At 67.8% G+C, this 26,862-nt stretch carries 25 protein-coding genes; 15 read left to right on the top strand and 10 right to left on the bottom strand.

Annotated features, from left to right (window positions below):
- Nucleotide 1 precedes the first annotated feature (1 nt).
- Nucleotides 2–1,165: a C45 family autoproteolytic acyltransferase/hydrolase gene (locus tag HV798_RS25150; protein ID WP_175195048.1), complete on the bottom strand. Its 1,164-nt coding sequence runs from the start codon at nucleotides 1,163–1,165 to the stop codon at nucleotides 2–4.
- 212 nt (nucleotides 1,166–1,377) lie between these two features.
- Between HV798_RS25150 and HV798_RS25155 the strand changes: the two genes are divergently transcribed.
- A complete protein-coding gene (locus HV798_RS25155) occupies nucleotides 1,378–2,250 on the top strand; it encodes a GntR family transcriptional regulator (RefSeq protein WP_042885188.1) in 873 nt (290 codons plus the stop codon).
- Between the two features lie 45 nt (nucleotides 2,251–2,295).
- Here the strand turns inward: HV798_RS25155 and fhuF are convergent, their stop codons facing one another.
- Nucleotides 2,296–3,123, bottom strand: a complete 828-nt coding sequence (gene fhuF / locus HV798_RS25160; protein ID WP_175195045.1) for a siderophore-iron reductase FhuF — start codon at nucleotides 3,121–3,123, stop codon at nucleotides 2,296–2,298.
- A gap of 153 nt (nucleotides 3,124–3,276) precedes the next feature.
- Between fhuF and HV798_RS25165 the strand changes: the two genes are divergently transcribed.
- A complete protein-coding gene (locus HV798_RS25165) occupies nucleotides 3,277–4,602 on the top strand; it encodes an LLM class flavin-dependent oxidoreductase (protein ID WP_175195032.1) in 1,326 nt (441 codons plus the stop codon).
- Nucleotides 4,603–4,623: 21 nt separating this feature from the next.
- Here HV798_RS25165 and cysW read toward each other — a convergent pair whose 3' ends face one another.
- The 5 genes from cysW to HV798_RS25190 form a co-directional block, all read right to left on the bottom strand.
- A complete protein-coding gene (gene cysW / locus HV798_RS25170) occupies nucleotides 4,624–5,433 on the bottom strand; it encodes a sulfate ABC transporter permease subunit CysW (protein WP_175195030.1) in 810 nt (269 codons plus the stop codon).
- A gap of 3 nt (nucleotides 5,434–5,436) precedes the next feature.
- Nucleotides 5,437–6,279: a sulfate ABC transporter permease subunit CysT gene (gene cysT / locus HV798_RS25175; protein WP_175195028.1), complete on the bottom strand. Its 843-nt coding sequence runs from the start codon at nucleotides 6,277–6,279 to the stop codon at nucleotides 5,437–5,439.
- 77 nt (nucleotides 6,280–6,356) lie between these two features.
- On the bottom strand, nucleotides 6,357–7,373 hold the full coding sequence (gene cysP / locus HV798_RS25180; protein ID WP_175195026.1) for a thiosulfate ABC transporter substrate-binding protein CysP: 1,017 nt from the start codon (nucleotides 7,371–7,373) through the stop codon (nucleotides 6,357–6,359).
- Nucleotides 7,374–7,514: 141 nt separating this feature from the next.
- On the bottom strand, nucleotides 7,515–9,080 hold the full coding sequence (locus tag HV798_RS25185; RefSeq protein WP_175195024.1) for an MFS transporter: 1,566 nt from the start codon (nucleotides 9,078–9,080) through the stop codon (nucleotides 7,515–7,517).
- A gap of 47 nt (nucleotides 9,081–9,127) precedes the next feature.
- Nucleotides 9,128–9,598: a MarR family winged helix-turn-helix transcriptional regulator gene (locus HV798_RS25190; RefSeq protein WP_175195021.1), complete on the bottom strand. Its 471-nt coding sequence runs from the start codon at nucleotides 9,596–9,598 to the stop codon at nucleotides 9,128–9,130.
- Between the two features lie 86 nt (nucleotides 9,599–9,684).
- Here HV798_RS25190 and HV798_RS25195 point away from each other — a divergent pair, with 86 nt between their 5' ends.
- Entirely contained in the window at nucleotides 9,685–10,587 is a 903-nt protein-coding gene (locus tag HV798_RS25195) for a LysR family transcriptional regulator (protein WP_175195019.1), read from the top strand.
- 48 nt (nucleotides 10,588–10,635) lie between these two features.
- Here HV798_RS25195 and HV798_RS25200 read toward each other — a convergent pair whose 3' ends face one another.
- Nucleotides 10,636–11,580 carry a LysR family transcriptional regulator gene (locus HV798_RS25200; RefSeq protein WP_175195017.1) on the bottom strand — a complete coding sequence of 315 codons (945 nt, stop codon included), beginning with the start codon at nucleotides 11,578–11,580 and terminating at the stop codon, nucleotides 10,636–10,638.
- A 181-nt stretch (nucleotides 11,581–11,761) separates the two neighbouring features.
- On the opposite strand from HV798_RS25200, the gene HV798_RS25205 reads away from it, so the two are divergent.
- From HV798_RS25205 to HV798_RS25230, 6 genes are read left to right on the top strand one after another with little or no spacing between them, the layout of a single operon-like run.
- On the top strand, nucleotides 11,762–12,967 hold the full coding sequence (locus HV798_RS25205; RefSeq protein ID WP_175195015.1) for an aminotransferase class V-fold PLP-dependent enzyme: 1,206 nt from the start codon (nucleotides 11,762–11,764) through the stop codon (nucleotides 12,965–12,967).
- Between the two features lie 45 nt (nucleotides 12,968–13,012).
- Nucleotides 13,013–14,566 (top strand): ABC transporter substrate-binding protein, encoded by a 1,554-nt coding sequence (locus HV798_RS25210; protein ID WP_175195013.1) that lies wholly within the window; start codon nucleotides 13,013–13,015, stop codon nucleotides 14,564–14,566.
- 10 nt (nucleotides 14,567–14,576) lie between these two features.
- On the top strand, nucleotides 14,577–15,533 hold the full coding sequence (locus HV798_RS25215; RefSeq protein ID WP_175195011.1) for an ABC transporter permease: 957 nt from the start codon (nucleotides 14,577–14,579) through the stop codon (nucleotides 15,531–15,533).
- Nucleotides 15,530–16,360 (top strand): ABC transporter permease, encoded by an 831-nt coding sequence (locus HV798_RS25220; RefSeq protein WP_175195009.1) that lies wholly within the window; start codon nucleotides 15,530–15,532, stop codon nucleotides 16,358–16,360. Before HV798_RS25215 ends, HV798_RS25220 begins: the two co-directional genes overlap by 4 nt.
- Nucleotides 16,357–17,241: an ABC transporter ATP-binding protein gene (locus HV798_RS25225; RefSeq protein ID WP_175195007.1), complete on the top strand. Its 885-nt coding sequence runs from the start codon at nucleotides 16,357–16,359 to the stop codon at nucleotides 17,239–17,241. Before HV798_RS25220 ends, HV798_RS25225 begins: the two co-directional genes overlap by 4 nt.
- Nucleotides 17,238–18,068 carry an ABC transporter ATP-binding protein gene (locus tag HV798_RS25230; RefSeq protein WP_175195005.1) on the top strand — a complete coding sequence of 277 codons (831 nt, stop codon included), beginning with the start codon at nucleotides 17,238–17,240 and terminating at the stop codon, nucleotides 18,066–18,068. The genes HV798_RS25225 and HV798_RS25230 overlap by 4 nt, the downstream gene beginning before the upstream one ends.
- A gap of 33 nt (nucleotides 18,069–18,101) precedes the next feature.
- On the opposite strand, the gene HV798_RS25235 is transcribed toward HV798_RS25230, so the two are convergent.
- Nucleotides 18,102–19,016 (bottom strand): LysR substrate-binding domain-containing protein, encoded by a 915-nt coding sequence (locus tag HV798_RS25235; protein ID WP_175195003.1) that lies wholly within the window; start codon nucleotides 19,014–19,016, stop codon nucleotides 18,102–18,104.
- Nucleotides 19,017–19,125: 109 nt separating this feature from the next.
- Here HV798_RS25235 and metC point away from each other — a divergent pair, with 109 nt between their 5' ends.
- The 5 genes from metC to HV798_RS25260 all read left to right on the top strand — a co-directional run bounded on the left by metC (nucleotide 19,126) and on the right by HV798_RS25260 (nucleotide 24,616).
- Nucleotides 19,126–20,274 (top strand): cystathionine beta-lyase, encoded by a 1,149-nt coding sequence (metC, locus tag HV798_RS25240; RefSeq protein WP_175195001.1) that lies wholly within the window; start codon nucleotides 19,126–19,128, stop codon nucleotides 20,272–20,274.
- Between the two features lie 141 nt (nucleotides 20,275–20,415).
- Complete coding sequence (locus tag HV798_RS25245) at nucleotides 20,416–21,555, top strand: amino acid ABC transporter substrate-binding protein (RefSeq protein ID WP_175194998.1); 1,140 nt, start codon at nucleotides 20,416–20,418, stop codon at nucleotides 21,553–21,555.
- Nucleotides 21,556–21,600: 45 nt separating this feature from the next.
- A complete protein-coding gene (locus HV798_RS25250) occupies nucleotides 21,601–22,749 on the top strand; it encodes an amino acid ABC transporter permease (protein ID WP_175194996.1) in 1,149 nt (382 codons plus the stop codon).
- Nucleotides 22,746–23,843: an amino acid ABC transporter permease gene (locus tag HV798_RS31870; protein ID WP_175194994.1), complete on the top strand. Its 1,098-nt coding sequence runs from the start codon at nucleotides 22,746–22,748 to the stop codon at nucleotides 23,841–23,843. The genes HV798_RS25250 and HV798_RS31870 overlap by 4 nt, the downstream gene beginning before the upstream one ends.
- Before the next feature lie 35 nt (nucleotides 23,844–23,878).
- On the top strand, nucleotides 23,879–24,616 hold the full coding sequence (locus HV798_RS25260) for an amino acid ABC transporter ATP-binding protein (RefSeq protein WP_175195124.1): 738 nt from the start codon (nucleotides 23,879–23,881) through the stop codon (nucleotides 24,614–24,616).
- Between the two features lie 55 nt (nucleotides 24,617–24,671).
- On the opposite strand, the gene HV798_RS25265 is transcribed toward HV798_RS25260, so the two are convergent.
- Nucleotides 24,672–25,544 carry a LysR substrate-binding domain-containing protein gene (locus tag HV798_RS25265; RefSeq protein WP_175194992.1) on the bottom strand — a complete coding sequence of 291 codons (873 nt, stop codon included), beginning with the start codon at nucleotides 25,542–25,544 and terminating at the stop codon, nucleotides 24,672–24,674.
- Between the two features lie 130 nt (nucleotides 25,545–25,674).
- Here HV798_RS25265 and HV798_RS25270 point away from each other — a divergent pair, with 130 nt between their 5' ends.
- Nucleotides 25,675–26,799: an agmatine deiminase family protein gene (locus tag HV798_RS25270; protein WP_175194990.1), complete on the top strand. Its 1,125-nt coding sequence runs from the start codon at nucleotides 25,675–25,677 to the stop codon at nucleotides 26,797–26,799.
- The last annotated feature ends 63 nt before the right edge of the window (nucleotides 26,800–26,862 follow it).

Here is a 26,862-nt window from a genome sequence, read left to right on the forward strand (position 1 = left end):
CTCAGGCTCCGGCCAGCTCGGATTCGCGGGTATCGACTGCTTCCCGCGGCTCGTCGCCGTCCAGCCGGTAGGTCGTGAAGCGGCGGTTGCTGGCCGGCATGGGCGCGATTTCCATCAGGCCCAGCGCTGGCTCCATCACGATCATGGCGACCGTGGCGGTCAGGTTGCCGCCGTCGCCGTGACGTTCGGGCCGGCAGACGGAATAGGGCGCCAGGAAGTCGTCGAACAGCGCGGCCTTGACGCCTTCGCGGTCCAGGAGGCGGCCCTGGGCTTGCAGCAGCCGGCGCACGCGCCAGTCGCGGTAGAAGCTTTCGGGCACGTGGGGAATGCCGGTGTCGCGCAGCTTGGCCAGGGCAATGGGGCCGACCCAGTGGTTGGCGTGCACGATCAGGCCGTCGTCGGGGTACAGCGGAAAGGCCTCGTCCGGCGCGCATTCGAAGTCGATGCCGAACCCGGCGGCCGACGCGATCATGATGTTGTTCGAGCAGGACTTGGGCGTGGTGGCCACGACCTTGGCGGCCAGGGCGAAGTGTTCCTGTTCCAGCACCTTGCGGCGGATCAGGCCCAGGGGCACGCCCAGGGTCTTGTAGTCGCGCTCGCATTCCAGGTAGTTGGCGGTGATGGAGACGCCCGCGGCGTTCAGCCCGCTGCGGGCCAGGCCGCCGGCTTCGACAAAGGTCAGGTAGTCGGGCCCGTGGTCCTGGCGCACTCGCAGCACGACGCCGGTGGCCGCGCATTCGGCGCGCCAGTCCCAGTTCTGCGCGTGGATCAGGTTGCCCGAGGCGCTGCGCTCGGGCAGCAGGATGGCCCCGGTGCAGCCGTCGTCGGCCTCGTCGTCGGGATTGGCCGTGCTGCTTTGGGCCCGCGCCAGCGCCATGACTTCGGTGCGGGCGTTGATCATGACGATGTCTTCGAAGGGCACGTCGGCGCCCTGGGCGATGCCGCGCATTTCTTCGACGTAGCGTTCGTCGAAGTCGGCGATGCGGCGGGCGTAGTCGGATATCAACGCCGTCTTTTGCGCGGCGCCCATGCCGAATGCGTCCAGCGCCCCGCCGTACAGGGCCGCGCTTTGGCGGATGCGGGGTTGCAGTGCCTGCCCATACTGGCGGCCGCGGCTTTCAGGGCCGCCGGTCAACGTAACGCAGGGAAAGGGAGTGATTGCCATCTGTCCTTCCTTTTGTATTTTGTTGCTGTGTAATACACTAAATACCGCTGTGATCCCCTGTCAATCGGTTTTATGGGGCGATATATGAAATCTAGGGAAAACGTGTACGACCGCGAAGGACACCGCAGGGCAGCGCGCGGCGCCCCGGGCAAGCACGCGCTTGCGCCGGCAGGTCGGGCATGGATAATCCTTCGGCAAAGGAGCGCGACGCCATGCAAGAGCTGAGTCCCTTACAGATCGAAGTCGCCCGCAAGCTGACCGCCCTGATCCAGAGCGGCCGCTGGCAGGTGGGCGAGCGGCTGTCGGATCTGCGCCTGGCGCAGGAACTGAAAGTGTCGCGCTCGCCGATTCGCCAGGCGCTGAACCTGTTGACGCGCCAGGGCCTGTTGGCCTACACGGCAGGCAAGGGCTACCGGCTGGAACGCGAGCCCGCCAGCGACGAAAGCCTGGATGCGCTGGTGCCGCATTCCGAATCCGAAAGCCTGTACGGCGAATTGATGAGCGCACGGGCTGACGGCCGGCTGGGCGCCGAGGTGTCCGAAGCGCAGCTGGTCGAACAGTTTCAGGTCACGCGGGGCGCGCTGCGGCGTGCGCTGATGCGCCTGGCCACCGAAGGGCTGGCCGAACGCCTGCCGGGCCACGGCTGGCATTTCGCCGAAACGCTGGACAACGAGCAGGCGGTCAACGAAAGCTATGAATTCCGCCTGATCGTCGAATGCAGCGCGCTGACGGCGCCGGGCTATCACGCGCCGCCGGACCAACTGACCGCCTTGCAGCGCGAGCAGGGCGAAATACTGCAGATGCCGGTGGCGCAATTGCAGCGCGACGTCTGGTTCAACGCCAACGCCAATTTTCATGAAACGCTGGCGTCGTGGTCGAACAACCGCTTTCTGACCGAGGCGGTGCGGCGCCAGAATTCGCTGCGGCGCATGACGGAATACGCCAATTTCGGGTATCTCGCCGAGGTGCACATCCGCCAGGCCTGTACCGACCATCTGGGGATCCTGGCGGCGCTGGCCGAGGGGGACCGGGATTATGCGGCGGCGCTGCTCAAGCGCCACATCACGCGGGCGGCGGATATCTGAGGGGTGGCGATCGCAGGGGCGGCTTGCGGCCCGGCCTTCGACCGATTACGTCGTGGCTTGAGATTGCGGTTGGCGCGGCGGCGCCCGGTGCTGCGGCGCCAACGGGCAGGCCGCGCAGTACTGCGCCGTGGGCAGCAGGTGGTACAGGCAGCATTCGCGATGCAGGGTAACGGCCGGGCCGTCGCCGCGCGATATCCGGGGCGGCAGGCACAAGGGGTTGTCGCGTTCCTGGCAGGCCGGGCCCCACGTGGATTCGTGCAGCAACTGCTGGCGGTCTTGCGCGGCATGCGGCGCGGCGCCGTGGGTTTCCATCGCTTTCAGCACGGCTTCCAGGTAGCGCACCGCGCCGCCCCAGACTGTTTTGCGCGGCAGGCGGCTGGCCTGGAACAGCGCGTCGGCCAGCAGGCGCAGGTGGTCCCAGACCAGCGGACCGTAGCGGTGCCAGACGTCGGACGGTGCGTGGACGGGCGCTTCGGCGCGGCGGGTGCCGATGCTGCCAGCGGTACTGGCAGGACCCCCGTCCTTGGCATCGCCCAGGTCGGCAATCAGGAAGCGCACCGGCGCACCCGTGTCATCGAGTTCCAGCCGCATGGCGTCGGCGGCCATCGGCAAGGGCCGGCACGCACCGCTGGCGGCGGCCACCACCGGCGGCAGCAGCGCCCACAGATAACGCATGGCCCAGGCCGAGGCCACCGCGCGCGGATCGGCATCCGACCAGTGGCGGCGGTGGCGCGCCAATGCCTCGCCCAGCCAGCCCGCATCTTGCAGCAACGCGCCCGCCGACCGTTCACCGGCGCGGGAGGGCGCAAGCTGCACGGACTCGGCGTAGACACGCCATTCTTCGCGGAAATAGGGCTGCAGGAACGCGATCATGCGGGGGCCGGGATCGAAGCGGGCAAAGCAGGCAAGCGTAAAGACAAAGCGGCGGCGGTGCAAATCGGCGGCATAGCCATATAACGTTTGGTTCGTTCGCGGCGGGCCGGGCCGGCGCTATCTTTTTCGTTTCCGCTACTCAGGCCGGCACCCATGGCTGCGCAACGTCAATTGAAGCTGGGCGCGTTCATGCGCCCGGTCAGTATCCACACCGGCGCGTGGCGCTACCCCGGCGCTCATCGCGACGCCAATTTCAATTTCGAACATCTCAAGCGCTACGCCCAGACGCTGGAAAGGGCCAAGTTCGACGCCTTCTTCATGGCCGACCACCTGGCGCTGCTGAACATGCCCATCGAGGCGCTCAAGCGCAGCCATACCGCCACGTCGTTCGAGCCGTTCACGCTGCTGTCCGCATTGAGCCAGGCCACCGAGCGCCTGGGGCTGGTGGCCACGGCGTCCACCACGTTCGACGAACCGTTTCACGTGGCCCGGCGCTTCGCGTCGCTGGACCACCTGAGCGGCGGCCGGGCGGGCTGGAACATCGTCACCACGTCCAACCCCGACGCCGCGCTGAATTTCGGCCGCACCGAGCAGCCGGACCACGCCCACCGTTACGCCCGTGCCCGCGAGTTCTACGACGTGGTGACGGGCCTGTGGGACAGCTGGGCCGACGACGCCTTCATCCGCGATGCGGACAGCGGCATCTATTTCGACCCGTCGCGGCTGCGCGCCGTGAATCACCAGGGCGAACACCTGTCGGTGCGCGGGCCGCTGCACATTGCGCGGCCAGTGCAGGGCTGGCCGGTGATCGTGCAGGCCGGCGCGTCCGAACCGGGCCGCCAGCTGGCCGCCGAAACCGCCGAGGTCGTCTTTGCCGCGGCGGGCACGTTGCAGGACGGCCAGCGCTTCTATGCGGACGTGAAAGGCCGCATGGACAAGCTGGGCCGCCACCGCGACCACTTGAAGATCCTGCCCGGCGTGCTGGTGGTGGTGGGCGACACCGACGCCGAGGCTCGCGCCATCCGCGCCAAGCTGGACAGCCTGGTGCACTACGAAAGCGCCATCGCGTCGCTGTCCATCGCCCTGGGCTGTGACGCGTCGCGCTTTGACCCCGACGCGCCGCTGCCGCCGCTGCCCGAGACCAACGCCAGCAAAAGCAGCCAGGAACGCGTGCTGCGCCTGGCCGAGCGCGAATCGCTGACCGTGCGGCAACTGGCCCAGCGCCTGGGCGGCTACGGCGGGCTGGCCATGGTGGGCACGGCCGCGCACATCGCCGACCAGATGCAGGAATGGCTGGAAACCGAAGGGTCCGACGGTTTCAACGTCATGTTCCCGTGGCTGCCGGGCGGGCTGGACGCCTTTGCCGGGCAGGTCGTGCCGGAACTGCAGCGGCGGGGGATCTTCCGGCGCGAGTATGAAGGCCGCACGCTGCGCGAGAATCTGGGGCTGCCGCGGCCGGTTAACCGGCATTTTGCGTAGGGCTTCCCTGCCTGGCGGGTGTCACAGCGGCGGCCGCTGCCTTTCCATGACCGTCTTCACCACCAGCGTCAGCAACGCCATGCAGGCCAACAGCGCCGCGGCGGTGAAGGCGGCCACCGTCTTGTAGTCGTCGTTGAGCTGTTCGATCAGCAGCGGCAGCGTCAGCGTCTTGCCGCGGATGGCGCCGGCCACGACCGACACGGCGCCGAACTCGCCGACCGCGCGGGCGTTGGTGATGACGGCGCCGTACAGCAGGCCCCATTTGATGTTGGGCAGCGTGACGCGGCGGAAGATCTGCCAGCCGCCGGCGCCCAGCGTCAGCGCGGCCTGTTCCTCTTCGGGTCCTTGCGCCTGCATCAGCGGAATCAGGATGCGCGCAACAAAGGGCGAGGTCACGAAGATCGTCACCATGACGATGCCGGGCCAGGCGAACATCAGCTGCACGCCATGGCCGTTCAGCCAGCGGCCGAACGCGCCTTCCAGCCCGTAGACCACCAGGTAGCACAGGCCGGCCACGACGGGGGAGGTGGCGTAGGGGATGTCGACCAGCGCGATCAGCACGCGCCGCCCGCGAAAGTCGTAGCGTGTGACGCACCAGGCCAGCAGCACGCCGAACACCAGGTTCACCGGCACGCTGATGACGGCGGCCAGCAAGGTCAGGCCGATGGCCGCGCGCATGTCGCTGCTGCCCAGGTTCTGCACCAGGGCCGTCCAGCCGCCGACGATGACCCGGGTGAAGATCAGGCTGAGCGGCAGCACCAGCAGCAACAGGGCGGCGAGAAGGCCCGCGGCGATCAGCAGGCGGCGCGGCCAGGGGGAATCCGGGCGCATGCGTCAGACCCCCGCCACGCGCTGCCACGGCAACAGGCGGCCCTGCAACACCTGCAAGGCAAACAACAGCAGCAGCGACGCAGCCAGCACGACGGTGGCGATGGCGGCCGCGGCCGGGTAGTTGTATTCGGCCAGGCGGCTGAAGATCATCAGGGACGTCACTTCGGTCTTGTAGGGGATGTTGCCGGCGATCATCACGACCGCGCCGAACTCGCCCAGGCTGCGGATGAAGGCCTGCGAGCCGCCGGTGAACAGCGCCGGCACCAGCGCGGGCAGCAGCACGCGCCAGGCCACCTGGCGGCCGCTGGCGCCCAGGGTGCGCGCGGCCTCTTCGTATTCGGTGCCGATGTCGGCCAGCACCGGCTGCACCGAGCGCACCACAAATGGCAGGCTGGTGAAGATCATGGCGATGACCAGGCCGGGAAAGGCGTAGGAAATCTTGATGCCCAGCGGCGCGAAGAACTGGCCGACCCAGCCGCCCGGCGCCAGCAGCACCGACAGCGTCAGTCCGGCCACCGCGGTCGGCAGGGCAAAGGGCAGGTCCACGGCCGCGTCCAGCAGCGCGCGGCCCGGAAAGCGGTAGCGCACCAGGATCCACGCCAGCAGCAAGCCCACCGCCAGCACCACGGCGGTGGAATAGGCGGCCGACAGCAGCGTGACGCGGTAGCTGGCCAGCACCCGCGGGTCGGTCACCGCCTGCCAATACTGGCCCCAGCTCATCTGGCTGCTGTACAGCGGCAGCGCGGACAAGGGCAGCAGGATGACCAGCGTGATGAACAGGCTGCTGACCCCGAAGCTCAGCCCGAAACCGGGCAGCGTGGGGTGCTGGCGAAAGAACTTAGGCATGCGGACCCGAACGAAAATGCGCCGGCCACCCCGTCGTGGGGCAGCCGGCTGTCATGGCGAATGGCAAGGGCGGGGTGTCAGCGCCCGGCGCCCAGCAGTTGGTCCAGCACGCCGTTGGCGGCGAAGTGGGTCTTGGTGATCTGGTCCCAAGAACCCAGCACGTCTTGCGGGTTGATCAGGCGGATGGCCGGAAAGCGGCTGGCGCTGGCCTTGACCGCCTCGGCGTCGTGGACGCGGTAGTTGAAATCGGTCAACAGTTTCTGGATGGCGGGCGAGTACTGGAATTGCAGGTAGGCCTCGGCCACCTTGCGCGTGCCTTTCTCGTCGGCCACCTTGTCCACCACGGCCACGGGGAATTCAGCCAGCACGCTGACCGGCGGCACCACCACTTCAAAGCCCTGGGCCTTGAATTCGTCGCCCTGGGCGATGTTGTTGACCTCGGATTCGAAGGTCAGGAGCGCGTCGCCCTGGTTGTTCTGGGCAAACGCCACGGTGGCGCCGCGCCCGCCGGTGGGAAAGCTTTCGACGTTCTTGAGCAGCTTGCCGACGAAGGCGCGGGTCTGGGCGTCGTCGCCCTTGAACTTCTCGTGGGCGTAGAGCCAGGCGCCCAGGTAGGAATAGCGCGCGTTGCCGGACGTCTTGGGGTTGGGGAACACCAGCTTGACGTCATCGCGCACCAGGTCGTCCCAGGTCTTGATGTTCTTGGGGTTGCCGCTGCGCACCAGGAAGGCGATGGTGCTGTAGTAGGGCGAGCTGTTGTTGGCGAACTTCTTCTGCCAGTCGGCGGCCAGGAGCTTGTTCTGCGCCAGGATGTCCACGTCGGGCACCTGGTTGAAGGTGACCACGTCGGCCTTCAGGCCCTGGATGATGGACTGCGCCTGGCGCGAGGTGCCGGCGAACGACTGTTCGATGCTGACGTCCTGCCCCGTCTTGGCCTTCCAGTCGGCCTGGAACTTGGGGTTGATGGCGGCGAACAGCTCGCGCGCGATGTCGTAGGACGTATTGAGCAGGGCCTGGGGCGCTTGCTGTGCGTGGGCCGGGGCAGCGGCCAGGGCCGTCAGCGTCAGGGCCGAGGCGAGCAGTCGTTGGAACAAAGGGCTTCTCCGGAAAGAGTGGGCGTGAAAGACAGGCGGCAGGGCCGCGTCCCGACCCTGCATGATGCGCAAGGCCGTCGCCATCCGGAAATATTCAATTACTTTTAGCTAATAGCCGGGCGTTGGGTGGCACCGCCGGGGTCAGTGAATCTGGCGCTGCCACAACGCATACCCGGCCGCCACCGCCGACACCCCGCCCAGGAACACGAAGCCGTCCAGCACGCTCATGAAATTGGCCTGCTGCGTGATCACGCGCTGGATTTCGGCCAGCGCCAGGCCATGCGCGGCCGCCAGCGCCGCGCCGGCCTGCGCGAAACGCTGCGTCAGCTGGTCGAGCGCGCTGGCGAACACCGGGTTGGACAGGCTGGCATTGGCGGCCAGCTGGGTCTGGTGCAGGGCCAGGCGGTGCTGTTCCAGCACGATGATGGTGGCCGTGGAAAACGAATACGCCATCTGCTTGACGATGTTCTTGACGCGGTAGCTGTGCGGATACAGCTCCATCGCGAACGGCTGGAAGGCCAGGTTGGCCACCGGCAGCGCAATGAACAGCAACAGCAGGCCGCGCAACGTCAGGGGCAGCAGCAGCCACGACTGGCTGACGTCGGGCGGCAGATGCGCCAGCCAGGCGCCGATCAGCGCGGCCAGCACGAAACCGGTGGTGATCAACCCCTTCTTGCGCGTCAGCCGGCCGGCAAAACGGAAATAGAGCAGGGCGCCGGCCAGCGCCACCAGTGACGTCACCCCGACCAGATGCCCGGCGTTTTCCACGGGATAGCCCAGCCCGGCCTGCAAGAAGCGCGACACCAGGTAGCTGAACGCGTTGCTGATGAAGTAGTACAGCGCATACAGCATCAGGCCGGTGCGGAAGGTGGCTTCTTTCAGGCCATGCAGGTGCAACAGCGGACGCGGATGATGCCATTGATGCCACAGAAAGGCGCCCAGCAGCAGCACGCCGGCCAGCGCCAGGCCTTCCAGGCCGGGCGATTCGCTGAACGGCGACGTGCGCAATTGCTGCGCCACGATCTGCAATGCGCCCAGCGCCAGCGCCGCGATCACGTAGGGCCACAGGTGGGGCTCGCCGCGCTGTTCGGGCGGCAGGCGGCCGGTGGCCGGCACCGCCAGCATGACCAGCCCGCCCGTGATCAGCGCCACGGGGATGGTGCAGACGAACACCGCGCGCCAGCCGAAGTCGGCCACCAGGTAGCCCCCCGCCAGCGGCGCCAGCGCGCTGCACAGCAGAATGCTGCACAGGAACAGCCGCGTGGCGCGCCCGCGTTCCCGCGGGGCGAAGCTTTGCTGGATGAGGATGCGCGTGGCGCCCATCATCGGGCCCATCAGGTAGCCCTGCAAGGCGCGCGCCACGGCCAGTTCGGCCGATGACTGGCTCAGCGCCGCCAGCACCCCCGCGGCGGCGAACAGCAGCAGGCAGGCGCCGATGTAGTGGCGGTGGCCCAGGCGTTCGACCCACCATTGGTGCTGCAGGATGCCCAGCACGCCGGCCACGGCGTAGGCGCTGGACGACCAGATCAGTTCATCGGGCGGGGCGCCGATGCCGCCTGCGATGTCGCTGATGAAGAACGAAAAGGCGGAATTGTCGAAATAGTCCAGCCCCACGGCCAGCGCGATGGCCAGCGGAAACAGCAGTGTGCGCAGGCCGCTGGCGGCCGGGGCATCCGGCAAGGCAGGGGTGGGCGCGGCGGCGGTCATGGTGGGGGGACGTCAGCGTGCAAGTTCAGGCGTGGACGGCAACGCCATCAAGAGCGGGCCTGCGTGGCGCCGTTCAGATCCAGCAGCAGGCTGCCCAGCCGTTCCAGCACGCGGTGCGCGGCGTCGATGTCTTCGGGCGCCATGCCTTGCAGCAGCTCGCGTTCCAGCGCGGCGGACACGGTATTGACCCGCCGCACCAGCTGGCGCCCCTGGGCCGTGATGGCCAGCGCCTTGGCGCGGCGGTCATCGGGGTCTTCCAGGCGTTCGATGAAGCCGTTGGCTTCCAGGTTCTGCAACACCCGCACCACGGCGGAATTATCCAGCGACAGGGCGGCCGCCAGGTCTTTCTGGCGCATCGGGCCGGGCGCGCGGGCCAGTTGCACCAGCGGCAGCCAGGTGGCCTGGGTGAGGTCGAACGGCTGCAGGCGTTGATCGACGGCACGGCGCCACTGGCGCGCGACGACGCCGATCTTGGTGCTGAGCCGGCCTTGGGGCGGGGCGGCGGTTTCCTGGGACATGGCTTGGTTTGCGAATTAGATGACTTATCATCTAATATAGATGAGTTGTCATCTAATTTCAAGAACGACGCAGCAAGAGGTAGACGATGAGCAGAGACATAGACCGCCTGCGGGACATGGCGTTTTTCGCGGCGGTCGCCCGAGAGGGCAGCTTCACCAAAGCCTCGCAGGCGCTGGGCGTGCCCACGTCCACGCTGTCGCGCCGCATCACCGAATTCGAAGCCGATATCAAGATCAAGCTGTTCAACCGCTCGACCCGCCGCGTGACGCTGACCGAGACCGGGGCGCGCTACCTGCAGCAGATCGACGACATCGTGCAGCAGGCCAAGACCGTCAACGACGAGTTGAACAGCGAGATATCCGACCCGTCGGGCGTGCTGCGGGTCAGCATGTCGAACGACTTCGCCACCTATTTCGCCGACGCGCACTTCGCCGAGTTCCACGCGGCCTATCCGCAGATCAGCTTCGACATCTTCCTGACGTCGCTGCTGCCCGACCTGATGACGCAGCGGCACGACGTCAGCATCCTTACCGGCGACCCGCCCACGGCCTCGCGCCTGGTGGCGCGGCGGGTCGGCCTGGTGCGGCGCCACCTGTATGCCACCAAGGCCTACCTGGCCGCGCACGGCACGCCGCTGGCGCCGGCCCAGCTGGAACATCACCAGTGCCTGTTCACGTCAGAGACCGAGGCTGGCGCCGGCTGGACGCTGCATAACGGCGACGACGCCGTGGCGGTAAGGCCGACGCCGCTGCTGGTCACCAACAGCCAGTCGCTGATCCGCCAGCTGATCCGGCAGGACATGGGCATCGGCCAATTGAGCCGCACGCAGGCGTCGGCGTTGCTGCAAGCCGGGCAGATCGTGCGGGTGCTGCCGGACTGGCAGCTGGACCCGATTCCGCTGTACGTCATGACCGCGTCGCGGCTGGTGCCGGCGCGGGTACGGGTGTTCGTCGATTTCCTGGTGCAGAAGTTCGAACGGCTGGCGTAGGCAGCGCCGCGTGCTGCGGTGCAGGCCCGGATGCGCCTGGGCGGGCGCCTACGGAAACGCCATGCCGCCATCGCTCTCGGCGGCATCCTGCGGCACCAGGTCTACCCGCTCCGGCGCCATCTCTTTCACCCGCCGGATCAGCAGCCGCGCGAATTCCCGCGCCTGTTCCGACGGCGCATACGAACTGGGCAGCAAGAAGCCATACGGCATGGTCAAACGCGGTTCGAAGTCACGCAGCACGATGCCGGGCACGTTGGCCGCCAGGATCGGGTCGGCCAGGGCGATGCCCATGCCCAGCGCCGCCAGCTGGCAGGCGGACTGGCCGGACGACGTTTCCATCACCAGCCGCAGCGGCAGCCGGCGCTTTTCCATCAAGTCGTCGATGTGCTGGCGCAGCAGGGTATAGGGGCGCAGCGCGATGAAGGGCTCGTCCTGGATGTCGTCGGCCGTGACCACGCGCCTGGCCGCCAGGCGGTGACCTTCGGGCATGGCGATCACCAGCCGTACCTGGGCGAAGGTGCGGCTGGTGATGCCCGGGAAATCGATCGGCAGCGCGGCCACGCCCAGGTCGAACTGCTGGCCCGACATCCATAGCCCCACGTCCACCCGCGAACGCACTTCCAGCGACATGCGCACCTGCGGATGGCTGCGGCCGAATTCGGCGATGGCGCCGGGCATGGCGCTGTAGGCGAAGTAGGGCTGGGTCAGGATGCGCAGCCAGGCGTCCTGCTGGTTGCGGATGTTGCCGGCGATTCGGTCGACCTCTTCGAAACCGGCCAGGATGTGCCGCGTGCCCTCGTAGAAGCGCAGGCATTCCTGGGTGGGGATCAGCCCGCGGCCCTGGCGTGAAAACAGCGAAAAGCCGACTTCTTCTTCCAGCGCCGAGATCAGGCGGCTGATCTGGGGCTGGGTGCGGTGGATGCGGCGCGAGGCCTCGGTGACGCTGCCGGTTTCCATGACGGCGCGCAGGGCTTGCAGGCGGTTCAGGCGCATAGGGACAAACCCGAAAGGGCGGGCAGGGACAAACTCGCGCCGTTCCCGCTGCGCCATAGGAGAAAGCGGCCAGGCCGCCGCGACACATTACAAAAGTGCATGAATCGATACTCCAAACGAAATTGACGCATGGATTCACGCAATCTTAGGATCATCCCACCTTCAATGAAAGAGGCGCGGCGTGAATATCCTGGACAAACCGGTTTCCGTGGGCGGACCCGCGGCACTGTTTCCCGATGACCGCAATGGCATCGAGCAGCTCGACTGGAGCAACATCGGGCAGGCGTTCCCGATCAAGCAGCGGCGGGCGTACCTGAACAACGCGTCGATCGGCGCGCTGAGCCTGCCGGTGGTGGCGGCGGTGAATCGCTTCATGGAGGACGTGCGCGACAACGGGCGCAACGCCTATCCCGAGTGGTGCCGCTACGCCGAGGAAACCATCAAGGCCCGCATCGGCCGCCTGATCGGGGCGGGGCGCGACGAGATCGCGTACGTCAAGAACACTACGGAAGGGCTGGTCAATGTGGCCAACGGCTTTCCGTGGCGCGACGGCGACAACCTGATCCTGCCCGACATCGAGTACCCGTCCAACGTGTATTGCTGGATGAAGCTGGCGGCGCGCGGCGTTACGATCCGTTGGGTGAAGAACCGCAACGGCCGCATCCTGGTGGACGATATCCGCAAGCTGATGGACGACCGCACCCGCCTGGTGTCGCTGAGCGCGGTGCAATTTTCGAACGGCTTCCGGCAGGACCTGGAGGCCACCTCGAACCTGTGCCACGAACGCGGCGTGTACCTGAACCTGGACGCGATCCAGTGGGCCGGCGCGCTGGAGCTGGACGTGGAACGGCTGGGCGTGCACTTCCTGTCGGTGGGCGGGCACAAGTGGATGCTGGCGCCCATCGGCACCGGCTATTTCTATTGCCGCAAGAGCGTGCTGGGCCTGCTGGACCCGCCCAGCGTGGGCTATCACAGCGTCGACAGCACCGAAGACCACATGCACTACCTGCTGGAATACCGGCCCAACGCCGGCCGTTTCGAGGAAGCGCTGGCCAACTTCACGGGCATCTGGGGCCTGGATGCCGCGGTGCGCATCCAGCTGGCGCTGACGCCGGCCCGCATCGAGGCGCACATCCTGGAACTGACCGATTACGCCGCCGTGGCGCTGCAGCGCAAGGGCTTTCAGATCGTCAGTTCGCGCACCCCGGGCGAGGCCTCGGGCAACCTGTCGTTCAAGCATGCCGGCCACGATGCGCAAGACCTGGCCGACCGCCTGCGCGAGGCGGGCGTGGACCTGGCGGTGCGCGGGGGCAACCTGCGCATTTCGCCCAGCTACTACAACGATACCGATGACATCGACCGCCTGGTCGAGGCGCTGCCGTCCTGACGGCGCGCCGCGCACCGGCTGACCATCATGAACAAGGGGAACACCATGGCAATCCTGCAACCCTGGCGCCGGCTGGCGCTGGCCCTGGGCGCCTGCGCCCTGACGGCCTGGGCCTCCAGCGGCGTCGCTGCCGACACGCCCAAGGCCGGCGGCACGCTGCGCTACGGCACCGTGTCCGAAATCGTGTCGCTCGATCCGCATGTGTATGGCGGCAGCGCCTGGAAGGTGCTGATCGAGGCGCTGTACAGCCCGCTGGCGGGCTACGACAAGAACGGCACGATCGTGCCGCGGCTGGCAAAAAGCTGGGACCAGCCCGATGCCCGCACGCTGGTGTTTCACCTGCGCCCGGACGTGACGTTCCAGGATGGCACGCCGGTCACGGCCGACGACGTGAAGTTCTCGCTGGACCGCATTCTGGACCCGGCCACGGGCGCCACGCTGCGCTCGAACCTGCAGGGCGCCACGGTCACCGTGGTGGACGCGGCCACCGTCAAGGTCGAAAAGCCCACGCCGGACGCCACCATGCTGAGCGTGCTGGCACTGCCCGAAGCGGCGATCGTGTCGCGCAAGTGGGTACAGGGCGGCGCCAACCTGAAGCTGTCCGCCAACGGCACCGGCCCGTTCCAGCTGAAAAGCTACGAGCCCGCCGTGCGCGCCAACCTGGTGCGCAATCCGCACTATTTCGTCACGGGCCAGCCCTACCTGGACGGGGTGGATTTCCGCATGATCAAGAGCGATGACGCGCGCGTGAACGCGCTGCGCAGCCAATCGCTGGACATGATCGACTTCGTGCCCTGGAAAGACATCGACGTGCTGCGGCGCAACGCCGGCATCAAGATCGACACGGCCGGCGGCGCGTTCATGAGCGTCTGGTTCAATACCAGCAAGAAGCCGTTCGACGACGCCCGCGTGCGCCGCGCGGTGTCGTACGCGATCGACCGCGAAGCCGTGTCCAAGGCCGCGTTCTTCGGCTACGGCAAGCCCATCTACGGCGCACCCACGGCGGACGATTCGCCGTACTACGACAAGGCGCTGGACGGTACCTACAAGCGCGACCCCGCCAAGGCGCGCGCCTTGCTGGCCGAAGCTGGCTATGCCAATGGCGTGGACGCATCGATGGTGGTGTTCCAGGGGCTGGGCATCTACACGACCATGGCGCAGGTGGTGCAGGCCAACCTGAAGGAAGTCGGCATCAACCTGAAGCTGGAACCCGTGGAATGGGCCACGCTGGTCGAACGCAAGAACCGCGGCGACTATGAATCCATGATCTACGGCGTGTCGGTCAAGCTGCCCGACCCGGATGCCTACGCCTACTACCTGGGCGGCGATTCCAGCTACTGGGCCAAGCCGGTCGGCTATCGCGACCCCGAACTGGAAAAGCTGCTGGCCGACGGCCGCGCGCTGACCGATCCCAAGGCCCGCCAGCCGATCTACCAGCAGGCCGAAAAGCGCATTCTGGACACCAGCCCGTGGGTCTTCGTGAGCTGGCGCGAGCAGGGCCAGGGCTACCTGCGCAAGGTGCACGGCTATACGCAGCTGGGCGGGGCGCTGAGCGAAAGCAGCCCCGGCATCTCGCTGCCCACCATGTGGCTGAACTGAGCGCGCCGGCATGCTGCCTTTCCTGCTGAGGCGCCTGACGTCGGCGCTGGTCACCCTGGCGCTGGCCGCCGGGGTGGTCTTCATCGCGATTCATCTGCTGCCCGGCGACCCCGTGGCCATCATGCTGGGCGACCAGGCCGGCAGCGATCCGGTGGCGGTGGCGCGCGTGCGCAGCCAGCTGGGGCTGGACCTGCCCCTGGGCACGCAGTTCGCCCATTGGGCCGGCGCGTTGGCGCACGGCGACCTGGGCGTATCGCTGCGCACGGGCGAACCGGTGGCCGACGAACTGGCGCGGCGCATTCCACGCAGCCTGGAACTGATCGGCGCCGGGCTGCTGGTGGCGGTGGTGCTGGGCGTGCCGTTGGGCGTGGTGGCGGCGCGTTCGCGCGGCCGGCTGGCCGGCATGGCGGCGTCCGTGCTGGCGGTGGCGGGGTTTTCGGCGCCGGTGTTCGTGCTGGGCATCCTGCTGGTGCTGGTGTTCAGCCTGGCGCTGGGCTGGCTGCCGTCGTCCGGCTTCGTGTCGTTTGCCGATGACCCTGTGCAGCACCTGCTGTCGCTGATCCTGCCGTCGCTGACCATCGGTCTGAACTTCATGGGCGTGGTGGCCCGCATGACGCGCGCCAGCCTGTCGGACGTGATGAGCCGCGACTACGTGAAACTGGCCCGGGCCAAGGGGCTGCCGCGGGGCAAGGCGATTCTGCGCCACGCGCTGCCCAACGCGCTGGTGCCGGTGATTGCCATCATCGGCATCCGCGCGGGCAACCTGCTGGGCGGCACCGTCATCATCGAGGCGTTGTTCGACTGGCCGGGCCTGAGCTCGCTGCTGGTCAGCGCGGCGTTCTCGCGCGACTACCCGGTAATCCAAGGTTCGCTGCTGGCCATCTTCGCGCTTTTCATCCTGATCAGCCTGGTCATCGACCTGGCCCAGGCCCTTGTCGATCCCCGCATCCGCAGGCCGTCCGCATGATCGCATTCCTTCGAACTTCCACCGGCGGCCTGTCCGTGCGGCTGGCGCTGGGATTTTTGACCGTGGTGGTGCTCGCCGCCGTGCTCGGCCCGGCGCTGGGGCTGGCCGATCCCTACCAGATCGACGCCGCCAATCTGTTGTCGGGCCCGACCCGGGCGCACTGGCTGGGCACCGACGAACTGGGCCGCGACCTCTTGGCGCGGGCCGTGTACGGCGCCCGCGTGTCGCTCACCGTGGCCGCCGCGGCGGTGGTGCTGGCCGGCGTGCTGGGTGTGGCGATCGGCGTGGGCGTGGCCTTTCTGGGCCGCCGCCTGGAGTCTGCCGCCATCCGGGTGGTGGACGTGTTCGTGTCGCTGCCCGAGATTTTCGTGGCGCTGGTGGTGCTGGCCTTCATCGGCGGCAACCTGCCGACGCTGGTGGCGACCATCGGCGTGCTGTATGCGCCCCAGTTCGCCCGTGTGGCCTGGGGTGTGGCGCGGGGCATCCGGGCGCGCGAACACGTGCTGGCGGCCAGCTCGCTGGGCGCGGGCACGGGCTGGATCATCTGGCACGAGGTGCTGCCCAACATGCGGTCCATCATTGCGGTGCAGGCGTCGTTCACGTTCTCGTTCGCCATGCTGCTGGAAGCGGGCTTGAGCTTCCTGGGGCTGGGCGTGCGGCCGCCGGTGCCGTCGTGGGGGCAGATGGTGGGGTCGCTGAAAGACTATCTGTTCACCAATCCGTGGCCCGTGCTGGTGCCGGCGCTGGCCTTGTTCTTCACGGTGCTGGCCGTCAACGTCCTGGGCGATTGGCTGCAGGACGCGCTGAATCCGGAGCTGCAACGATGACGCGCGCATCCGACGTACTGCTGACGGTCAGGAACCTGACCGTGGATTTCGACACCGCCCACGGCACCGTCGCCGCCGTGAAGGGGGTGGACCTGACGCTGGCGCACGGCGAAGTCGTGTGCCTGGTGGGGGAATCCGGCTCGGGCAAGTCGGTCACGGGCTTTTCCCTGATGGGCCTGGTGGACCCGCCCGGGCGCGTCGCGGCCGATGCCATGCTGTTTGACGGCCGCGATCTGCTGCGCGCGTCGGAACGTGAGAAAGACGCGCTGCGGGGCAAGGACATCGCCATGGTGTTCCAGGAACCCATGACCGCGCTGAATCCGGGCCGCACGGTCGGCAGCCAGATCGCCGAAGTGCTGCGCATCCATGGCGTGCTGGGCCGCCGCGCGGCATGGGAACGCGCGGTGGCGCTGCTGGACCGGGTGGGCATTCGCGAACCGGCGCAACGCGCCCGGGCCTATCCGCATGAACTGTCCGGCGGCATGCGCCAGCGCGTCATGATCGCGATTGCCTGCGCGCTGACGCCCAAGCTCATCATTGCCGATGAACCCACCACGGCGCTGGACGTGACCGTGCAGGCGCAGGTGCTGCAACTGCTGTTTTCCATTCAGGCGGAAACCGGCGCGGCCGTGCTGTTCATCACGCACGACCTGGGCGTGGTGGCCGAGATCGCCGACCGCGTGGTGGTCATGCAGGCGGGCAGGGTGGTCGAAACGGGCGAGGTGACGCAGATCTTCAACCAGCCGCGCCATCCGTACACCCAGGCCTTGCTGGCGGCCGTGCCCGACGTGGACGCGCCGCGCGACCCAGCGCGCCGCCTGGCGCCCAAGGTGGGCGAGTTGGCCGCCCCTGACGTGTCGGCCGAAGGAGCCACGCCATGACCGAATTCATCCTGCAAGCCGATGGCGTCGCCAAGGACTACGTGGCCGCGCGCGACTTCCTGGGCCGGCCGACCCGGCGGGTGCAGGCCGTCAAGGGCGTCAGCCTGGCTGTGGAGCAGGGCACCACGCTGGCGCTGGTGGGCGAATCCGGCTCGGGCAAAAGCACCCTGGGCCGCTGCCTGGCCGGGCTGCTGCAACCCACCGCGGGGCGCATCCAGCTGGCCGGCCACGACGTGCGGCATCTGACGGGGGCTGCGCTGATGTCTTTTCGCCGTCAGGTGCAGACCATCTTCCAGGACCCGTATTCCAGCCTGAATCCGCGCCGCACCGTGGGTGACGCGATCATGGACGGCATGGTGATCCACAAGCTCTACACCGCCGACGAGCGCCGCGCCCGCATGCTGGCGCTGCTGTCGCGGGTGGGCCTGCAACCGGACCACGCACGGCGCTTTCCGCACCAGTTCTCGGGCGGCCAGCGCCAGCGCATCGCGATTGCCCGCGCCCTGGCGCTGGAGCCGCGCTTCATCATCGCGGACGAAGCGGTGTCGGCATTGGACGTGTCGGTCAAGGCGCAGGTGCTGGACCTGCTGGCCGACCTGCAGGCCGAGCACGGCCTGACCTATCTCTTCATTTCCCACGACCTGGGCGTGGTGCGGCACTTCGCCGACCGCGTGGCGATCATGGCGGCGGGCGAACTGGTCGAAGAGGGCGAGTGCGACCGGATCTTCGAGGCGCCGGAGCAGGACTACACCCGCAAACTGATCGCGGCGGTGCCGCGGCCGGACCCGGGGCGGCGCCGGTTGCGGGGCGTGCCGGCGACAGGGTGAAACCCGGGCAGCGCATCGGGCCCGGGCACAGGCTTACCCCGCCAACGCCGCCCGGATCCGCTTCAAATCCCGGTCCAGCTCGATGCGCATCGCTTTGAGCAACGCCCGCGCGTTTTCTGAAAGCGGTGTGCCGGGCCGGAACACCAAGAGGCAGGTGAAGCTGATGTCCAGGTCCAGCGGCTTGATGGTCAGGCCGCGGGCCAGGTAGTCCAGCGCCATCACCGGGTGCACCATGCCGATGCCCAGGCCGTGCAGGGCGAATTCGCAGACCGAATTGGAATAGGGCGTTTCCAGGATCGGGCGCAGCGCCAGGCCCTGGTCGTTCAGCGCGGTTTCCAGGCGGCGCCGGCTGGCGTCTTCGGGGTTCAGCGCGATGAAGGGGTGGTCGATCAGGTCTTGCAGCGCGATGCGCGGCCTGGCCGCCAGCGGGTGGCGGTTGTGCATCGCGATGACCCCGGGAATGCGCACGAATTCCGAGTGCTCCAGCCCGGCCACCGACAGCTCGTCGGCCATCAGGCCGAAATCCAGCTGGCCGGCGGCCACCTGCTGCAGCACCTCGCGCGAGCTCATGATCTGGAACGACATCTGGATGCGGCGGTCCTGCAGGCCGAAGGCGGCGATGGCGCGCGGCATGAAACCCGTGCCCAGCGCCGGCAGCGAGCCCACGGCCAGGCGGCCCACGCCAAACGATTTCAGGCTGCGGATGCGGTGTTCGATGAGTTCGAAGCCGGCAAAGCAGCGATCCACTTCCTCCATCAGCGCCTCGGCCTCTTGCGTGGCCACCAGGCGCCCGCGCACGCGTTCGAACAGGCGCAGTTCGGACGAGGTTTCCAGCTTGCGGATGGCCTGGCTGACAGCCGGCTGGGAGATGCCGAGCAGGGTGGCGGCCTTGCTGGTCGTGCCGGCCTGCATCACGGCCCGGAAGACCTGGATTTCGCGCATGTCCATCTATAAGTCCCGCTTATCGACTGAGTATTTTCAATTGTTGAGGCAATGGGGCGAAAGGCAGACACTGGCGCTATTCCCGATCACCTTCTAAGCCCAGCGAATAGAGTAGATGAAAGCTATCAACCAGACTAATAGAGATTTTGCCAGCCTGTCGCCGTCGGTGCAGCGCGCCTCGACCGTGGTGTTCGGCTCGCTGGAAGACTTCGTCAATCGCAAGCACCGCCAGCCCGACGGCTTCAGCTACGGCGTCACCGGCACGCCCACGGCGCGGCTGCTGGAAGACCGCATCGCCGAACTGGAAGGCGGACGTCACTGCGTCATCACGCCGTCGGGCGCGGCAGCGCTGATGACGGTGGTGATGGGCTTCGTGCGCGGTGGCGACCACTTGCTGATTTCCGCGGCCTGCTACGGCGCACTGAAGACGTTCGGCGAGAAATGGCTGGCCCACATGGGCGTGGACGTCGAGCTGTACGACCCGTCGATCGGCGCCAGCATCGAGGCGTTGATCCGCCCGGCCACGCGGCTGATCTGCATCGAAGCGCCGGGCACCGTCACCATGGAAATGGCCGACGTGCCGGCCATTGCCGCCGCCGCGCGCCGCCACGGCGTGCTGACGATGATGGACAACACCTGGGCCAGCCCGCTGGGGTTCAAGCCCCTGGCGCACGGCGTGGATTTCAGCGTCGAGGCGGCCACGAAATTCTTCAGCGGCCATTCGGACGTGCTGATGGGCGCCATCAGCATGAACGACGCTGGCCATTACGCCGTGCTGCGCGAAACCCAGAGCATCCTGGGCCAGCAAGTCAGCCCCGACGATTGCTTCCTGGTGCTGCGCGGCCTGGAAACGCTGGGGCTGCGGGTGCGGGCGCAAAGCGACGCGACGCTGCAGGTGGCCGAATGGCTGGCGGCGCAGCCGCAGGTGGAACGCCTGCTGTATCCGCCGTTGCCTGGCGACCCTGGCCACGCGCTGTGGCGCCGTGATTTCTCGACCAACGGCTGCCTGTTTTCGATGGTGCTGGCGCCCGCACCCGAATCCGCCTTCAACGGCTTTTTCGATTCACTGCGGCATTTCGTCATCGGTGCAAGCTGGGGCGGCGTGCACAGCCTGGCCGCCTATTACCCGGCGGGGTTGCAGGCGGGGCGGGCCTTTCCGGCGACGGACCGGCCCATCGTGCGCCTGTCCATCGGCCTGGAAGACGTAGACGTGCTCAAGGATGACCTGCGCGCCGGCTTGGCGGCGTATCAGGCGCAGCGCTGAATGTCTGGTCGCGGTGCGGTCGCTTCGCGGCATTGCGGCCCGGATCGCCTGCACCGGTTTGAACGCCCGTCGCCGGCACACCTTGCCGGCGGCGGACTCGAAGCGCCAGAAGGCGCTCTATATATAGCAAGGGGAATTGCCATGTTGTCTCGTTTCACTTCACGTTTCGGCGGCCGGGTCCTGGCCGCCGCGGTGGTCTCCGCAGTTGTTTCCACGACGGCCGTCCTGGCGCCGTCGGCCGCATTCGCCCAGTCCGCCGCGCCTGCCGCGGCGCCCGAAGCCCCCGCGGCGGGCGCATCCCCGGTGGCGGCCGCCGTCACCCAGACCAACAGCCCCACCGTGGACCAGATCCGCGCCCGCGGCTACGTCATCTGCGGGTCCGGCCACGGCACCACGGGCTTTTCGGCGCCGGACAAGGACGGCAACTGGAAGGGGCTGGACGTGGACACCTGCCGCGCCATCGCCATTGCGGTGCTGGGCGATGCGACCAAGGCGCGCTTCGTGCCGCTGACGGGCCAGCAGCGCCTGACCGCCTTGCAGACGGGCCAGATCGACGTGCTGCCGCGCACCACGTCCTGGACGCTGCGGCGCGATGCCAACGGCATCAACTTCACCTACCCGAACTATTACGAGTTCGACGCCTTCATGGTGCGCAAGGACCTGGGCATCACGCAGACCAAGGACATGGTGGGCGCCACCATCTGCGTGCAGACGGGGTCCACCAATGAAGTGACGGTGGCGGACCTGTCGCGCAAGTTCAAGCTGGGCCTGAAAACCGTGCTGTTCGACAACGTGGCGGCCTCGCGCCAGGCCTTCTTTTCGGGCCGCTGCGATGGCCTGATCACCGACGCGTCGGCCTTGGCGGCGGTGCGCGCCACCCAGGCGCAGAACCCGGACGATTACGTGATCTTCCCGGCCAGCGGCCACAGCGAGGCCCTGACGCCGTCGGTGCGCCACGGCGACGACCGCTGGTTCGACATCGTGAAATGGGTGATCCAGGTGCCGATCGCGGCCGAAGACATGGGCATTACCCAGGCCAACGTGGACGAGATGCTGAAATCCACCGACCCGCGCATCGCCCGTTTCCTGGGCGTGGAACCCGGCAACGGCAAGGCGCTGGGGCTGGACGAGCGCTGGGCCTACAACATCGTCAAGCAGCTGGGCAATTATGGCGAGATCTTCGAGCGCAACGTCGGCAAGAACAGCCCGATGAAGCTCGAACGCGGCATGAACCGCCTGTACCGCGACGGCGGCCTGATGTACCCCTACGTCTTCAACTGAGTCGCGGCGCGGCTCACGACGACGCGCATTGCGTAGAGGCACATCATGTTCAAGCGACTTTGGTTCGACGGCCGCGCCCGGGCCGTCCTGATGCAGGCGCTGATCGCCTGCGGCTTTCTCGGGGCGGTGGGGTGGCTGGCCTGGAACGCGCACGCCAACCTGACCCAGCGCGGCATTGCCATGGGGTTCGACTACCTGGGCGAAGCGGCGCGCTTTCCGATGGCGGAAAGCCTGCTCGCCTACCAGCCCACCGACAGCTACGGCCGCGCCTTCGTGGTGGGGCTGGTCAACACGCTGTACATCTCGGCGCTGGTGATCGTGGCCTCGACGGTGCTGGGCTTTGGCCTGGCGCTGGCCCGGCGCAGCCGCCATCCGCTGGTCAACGGCATCGCCACCGTGTACCTGGAAGCCGTGCGCAACACGCCCTTGGTGGTGCAGCTGCTGTTCTGGTATAGCCTCGTGACGCTCAACCTGCCGCCCGTGCGGCAGGCGCTGCAACCGCTGCCAGGCGTATTCCTGTCGGTACGCGGGCTGTTCTTTCCCAGCGTATCGGTGCAAGGCAATGTGCAGGCGCTGGCGGGCGGGCTGCTGGCGGCGGCGCTGCTGGGGTGGGGCGCCTGGCGCCTGGCCCGACGCAGCACGGCCCGGGCGGTGCCGTGGCGCTCGCTGGGCGTAGTGGCCGCGGTGGCCGTGGTGGCGCTGGCCGCCGGGTGGGGCGGGGCCACCTTGCAGGTGGACAGCCCCACGCTGCGCGGCCTGAACTTCATCGGCGGCACGGCCTTCACGCCGGAATTCACCGCGCTGCTGGTGGGCCTGACGATCTACTCGGCCGCGTTTTCGGGCGAGATCATTCGCGGCGGCATCGACGCCGTGCCGGGCGGCCAATGGGAAGCGGCGCATTCGCTGGGCCTGAAACCCGGGGCGGCGCTGCGCTGGATCGTGGTGCCGCAGGCATTGCGGGTGATCATCCCGCCGATGACCAGCCAGTACCTGTCCATCATCAAGAACACCACGCTGGCGCTGGCGGTGGGCTACCCCGACCTGTCGTTCGTCATCACCACCACCATCAACCAGACCGGCCAGGCCATCGAAGGCGTGGCGGTGCTGATGGCGGTGTACCTGAGCATCAGCCTGTCCGTGTCGCTGTTCATGAACCTGTACAACCGCCGCCTTCTGAGGACGCAACGCGCATGAGCCTGACCCTTTCCACCGACGCGCCGCAGCCGGCGCGCCAGGCCCCGCGCGACCGCCGCGATACCGTGTGGCATCGGCTGTTCGGCAGCCTGTTCAGCGCGCTGGCCACCGTGGCAACGCTGGCGCTGGTGCTGGCCGCGGCCGGCCGCCTGATCAACTGGGCCGTGATCGACGCCGTCTGGCCCGGCGCGGCCGGCGATGTCTGCCGCCAGGCCAGCGGCGCCTGCTGGGCCTTCCTGGGCGAGAAGATGCGCCAGATCCTGTTCGGCATCTATCCGCCGGGCGAGCAGTGGCGGCCCACGGCCGTGTGCGGCTTCATCCTGGCCATGACGGTGTATTCGCTGAGCCCGCGGCATTGGCGCCTGCGCACGGCGGTGTTGTGGATCGTCGGCATGGCCGCGGGCCTGGCGCTGATGCAGGGCGGCGTGTTCGGCCTGGCGCGGGTGCCGACGGCCTCGTGGGGCGGCCTGCCGGTGACGCTGCTGCTGGCGGTGTGCTCGCTGGGCGCCGGCCTGCCGCTGGGCGTGCTGCTGGCGCTGGGGCGCCGCGGCAGCCTGCCGACTGCGCGCTTCATCAGCGTGGGCATCATCGAATTGATCCGGGGCCTGCCACTGGTGAGCCTGCTGTTCATGGCGTCCATCGTGCTGCCCATCATGCTGCCCGCCGGCATGACGATCGACAGCCTGCTGCGCGCCGGCATCGCCTTGACGGTGTTTTCGGCGGCCTACCTGGCCGAGGTGATCCGCGGCGGCTTGCAGGCGATACCGCCGGGCCAGGCCGAGGCGTCGCGCGCGCTGGGCCTGTCGTGGTGGCAGATGACGCGGCTGGTGGTGCTGCCGCAGGCGCTGCGCAAGGTGATCGCGCCGCTGACCAACACCGCCATCGTGATGATCAAGAACACCAGCCTGGTGCTGATCGTGGGCCTGTTCGACCTGCTCAGCGCCGGCCGCGCCGCCTTGACCGATCCGGCCTGGCCCACGCCGTACGTCGAAACCTATCTCTTCATCGCATCGATCTATTTCTGCATCTGCTTCGGCCTGTCGCGCTATTCGATGTGGCTGGAACACCGCTACAAAAAAGGGGAACTCCGATGACCAGACCGCACGCCAACGGCGCCGCGCGGCCCACGATGACGCCGCCCGCGATCACCATCGCCGGCATGAACAAATGGTATGGCGACTTTCACGTGCTGCAGGACATCGACCTGCAAGTGCAGACCGGCGAACGCCTGGTGATCTGCGGGCCGTCGGGCTCGGGCAAGTCGACCATGATCCGCTGCATCAACCGGCTGGAACGGCACCAGCAGGGCTCCATCGTCGTCAACGGCGTGGAGCTGACGGATGACCTGCGCGCCGTGGACGGCGTGCGCACGGATGCCGGCATGGTGTTCCAGCACTTCAATCTGTTCCCGCACCTGACGGTGCTGGAAAACTGCATCCTGGCGCCGACCCAGGTGCGGCGCATGCCGCGCGCCCAGGCCGTGGACCTGGCGATGCGCTACCTGGAACGGGTGCGCATTCCCGACCAGGCCGGCAAGTATCCCGGCCAACTGTCGGGCGGCCAGCAGCAGCGCGTGGCCATCGCGCGGTCGCTGTGCATGCAGCCGCGCATCATGCTGTTCGACGAACCCACGTCGGCGCTGGACCCGGAAATGGTCAAAGAGGTGCTGGACGTGATGACATCGCTGGCCGACGACGGCATGACGATGCTGTGCGTGACCCACGAGATGGGCTTTGCGCGCAACGTGGCGGACCGCGTGGTGTTCATGGACGGCGGGCGCATCATCGAGACGGGCGCGCCGGGGGACTTCTTCGATCACCCCCGCCACGAGCGGACGCGGGCGTTCCTGGAGCGGATCCTGCATTGACCGGCGAGTCGGGCGGGGGCCCAGCATTCCGTACGCGGGCTGGGCCCCGCCGCCTTCAATCCCAGCGTTTCCAGTCCACGCCCAACGCCTCGCATAGCCAGGCGCAAAACCCGGCGGCCAGGTCGTTGCGGCTGTCGCGATGCACCAGCCAGCTCCACTTGGGGCCTCGCACCGTCTGGGGCGTCATCGCGATCAGCGCGCCGTCGGCGCAGGCATCCTGCGCCAGCAGGTCGGCCACCAGGGCGATGCCCAGGCCCTGGCGGGCGGCATCCAGCAACTGGCCCGGGTCCGAAAAGTTCAGGCCGCTGGCCCGCTCGCCCACGTCGGCGCCGCCCTGCATGCGCCAGTAGCTCCAGTCCATTTCGCGTTCGCCGTGCAGCGTGGTGCGTTGCGCGGCATCACGAGCCAGCAGGTCAGGGTGGCAGGCCGGGTACAGGCGGTCTTCGCGCAGCACGCGGAATTCGCAATCGGCCTGCGGCGCCAGGTCATCGCGCACCGCAATGTCGATGGTCTCGGTCGTCATGTCCGGCGCGGCATCGCTGGTGTAGAGCCACAGGTCGACCTCGGGATGCCGTTCGTGGAACACCGCCAGGCGCGGCACCAGCCAGTGGCGCGCGAACGACGGGCTGGTGTTGACGATCAGCTGGTTGGGCTTGCGGTATTGGTCCAGCCGGCGGATGCCGGTGGCCAGTTGCAGCAGCATGGCCTGGGTGGTGCCCAGCAGATCGACGCCGGCATCGGTCAGCACGACGCTGCGGCCCTGGCGATGGAACAGCGGTTGTTCCAGATAGGTTTCCAGGCTGCGAATCTGCTGGCTGATGGCGGACTGGGTCAGGTGCAGTTCGTCGGCGGCTTTGTGGAAACTGCCCAGCCGGGCAGCGGCTTCGAAGCCTCGCAGCACGTTCAGCGGCGGCCATTGTTTAAGCATGATCGATAAGCAAATCTAATCAGAAGTCCGCTAAATATATCGCTTGTTCGGGCGGCGTGGGTGGCTCTACGATGCTTTCCAGGCCGTAGAGCCGGATTTCAGCGATTTTCACCACTGATTGGATTTACTTATGTTTACGCGTCGCCATTTCGTCAAACAACTGTCTGCACTGGCCGCCACCCGGATAGTCGCCGCCTCGGGAGCCGGCCTGCTGGCCACGCACGCCCAGGCCGGCGCCGGGGTGCATTGGCGCATGCCCGACGAAGGCGACAAGCAGGTGCGGGCGTTCATTGCGTTCGGCGCGCAGCCGGCCATCTGGAAAGATTTCACCCCGGCCGTGCAGGCCGCGCTGGGCCGCATCGCCCGCGCGATTGCCGCCTACCAGCCGGTCACCGTGTTCTGCCGCGCCCATGAAATGGCGCTGGCCCGCCGCCATTGCGGCACGGACAACACCACCTTCCTCGCGACCGAGCTGGACGACATCTGGATGCGCGACATCGGCGCCAACTTCCTGGTGGACGGGCAGGGCGGCCTGACCGGCATGGATTTCAACTTCAACGGCTGGGGCGAAAAGCAGGACCACGACGCCGACGCCCTGTTGGCCGCGCGCATGGCCAAGGAAGCGCGGGCCCGCCACGTGCGCAGCGAACTGGTGGGCGAGGGCGGCGGCATCGAAGTCGACGGCCGCGGCACCGGCATCATGACCGAGAGCAGCTGGATCAACCGCAACCGCAATCCGGACTGGTCGCGCGCCGACGTGGAAGCCGAACTGAAGCTATGCCTGGGCCTGCGCAAGATCATCTGGCTGCCGGGCATCAAGGGCCGCGACATCACCGATGCGCATGTGGATTTCTACGCCCGCTTCGTGCGGCCCGGCGTGGTGCTGGCCAACCTGGACATGGACCCGGATTCGTACGACTACGACCTGACGCGCCGGCACCTGGACATCCTGAAGACCGCCACCGACGCCGATGGCAACCGGCTGCAATTGCACACCGTCTCGCCGCCGCTGAACCCGCGGCCCAGCGTGTTCCAGGACGACAACCCGGACTTTGCCGCCGGCTACATCAACTACTTCGTCATCAACGGCGCGGTGATCGCGCCGGAATTCGGCGACCGCGAGGCCGACGCCAAGGCGCGCGAGGTGTTGCAGGCGCTGTATCCGGACCGCACCGTGGTGCAGCTGGACATCGATGCGATCGCCTCGGGCGGCGGCGGAATCCACTGCGTCACACACCAGCAGCCGGCGGTGTAGTGGCGCCGAGGGAAGACGCCGTGGCGTAATTCGTGCTCGGTGACGCGGCCCGATCCGCCGTCG

The organism is Achromobacter deleyi, assembly GCF_902859705.1.
In the GTDB taxonomy this organism is placed as follows: Bacteria; Pseudomonadota; Gammaproteobacteria; order Burkholderiales; family Burkholderiaceae_B; genus Achromobacter; species Achromobacter deleyi.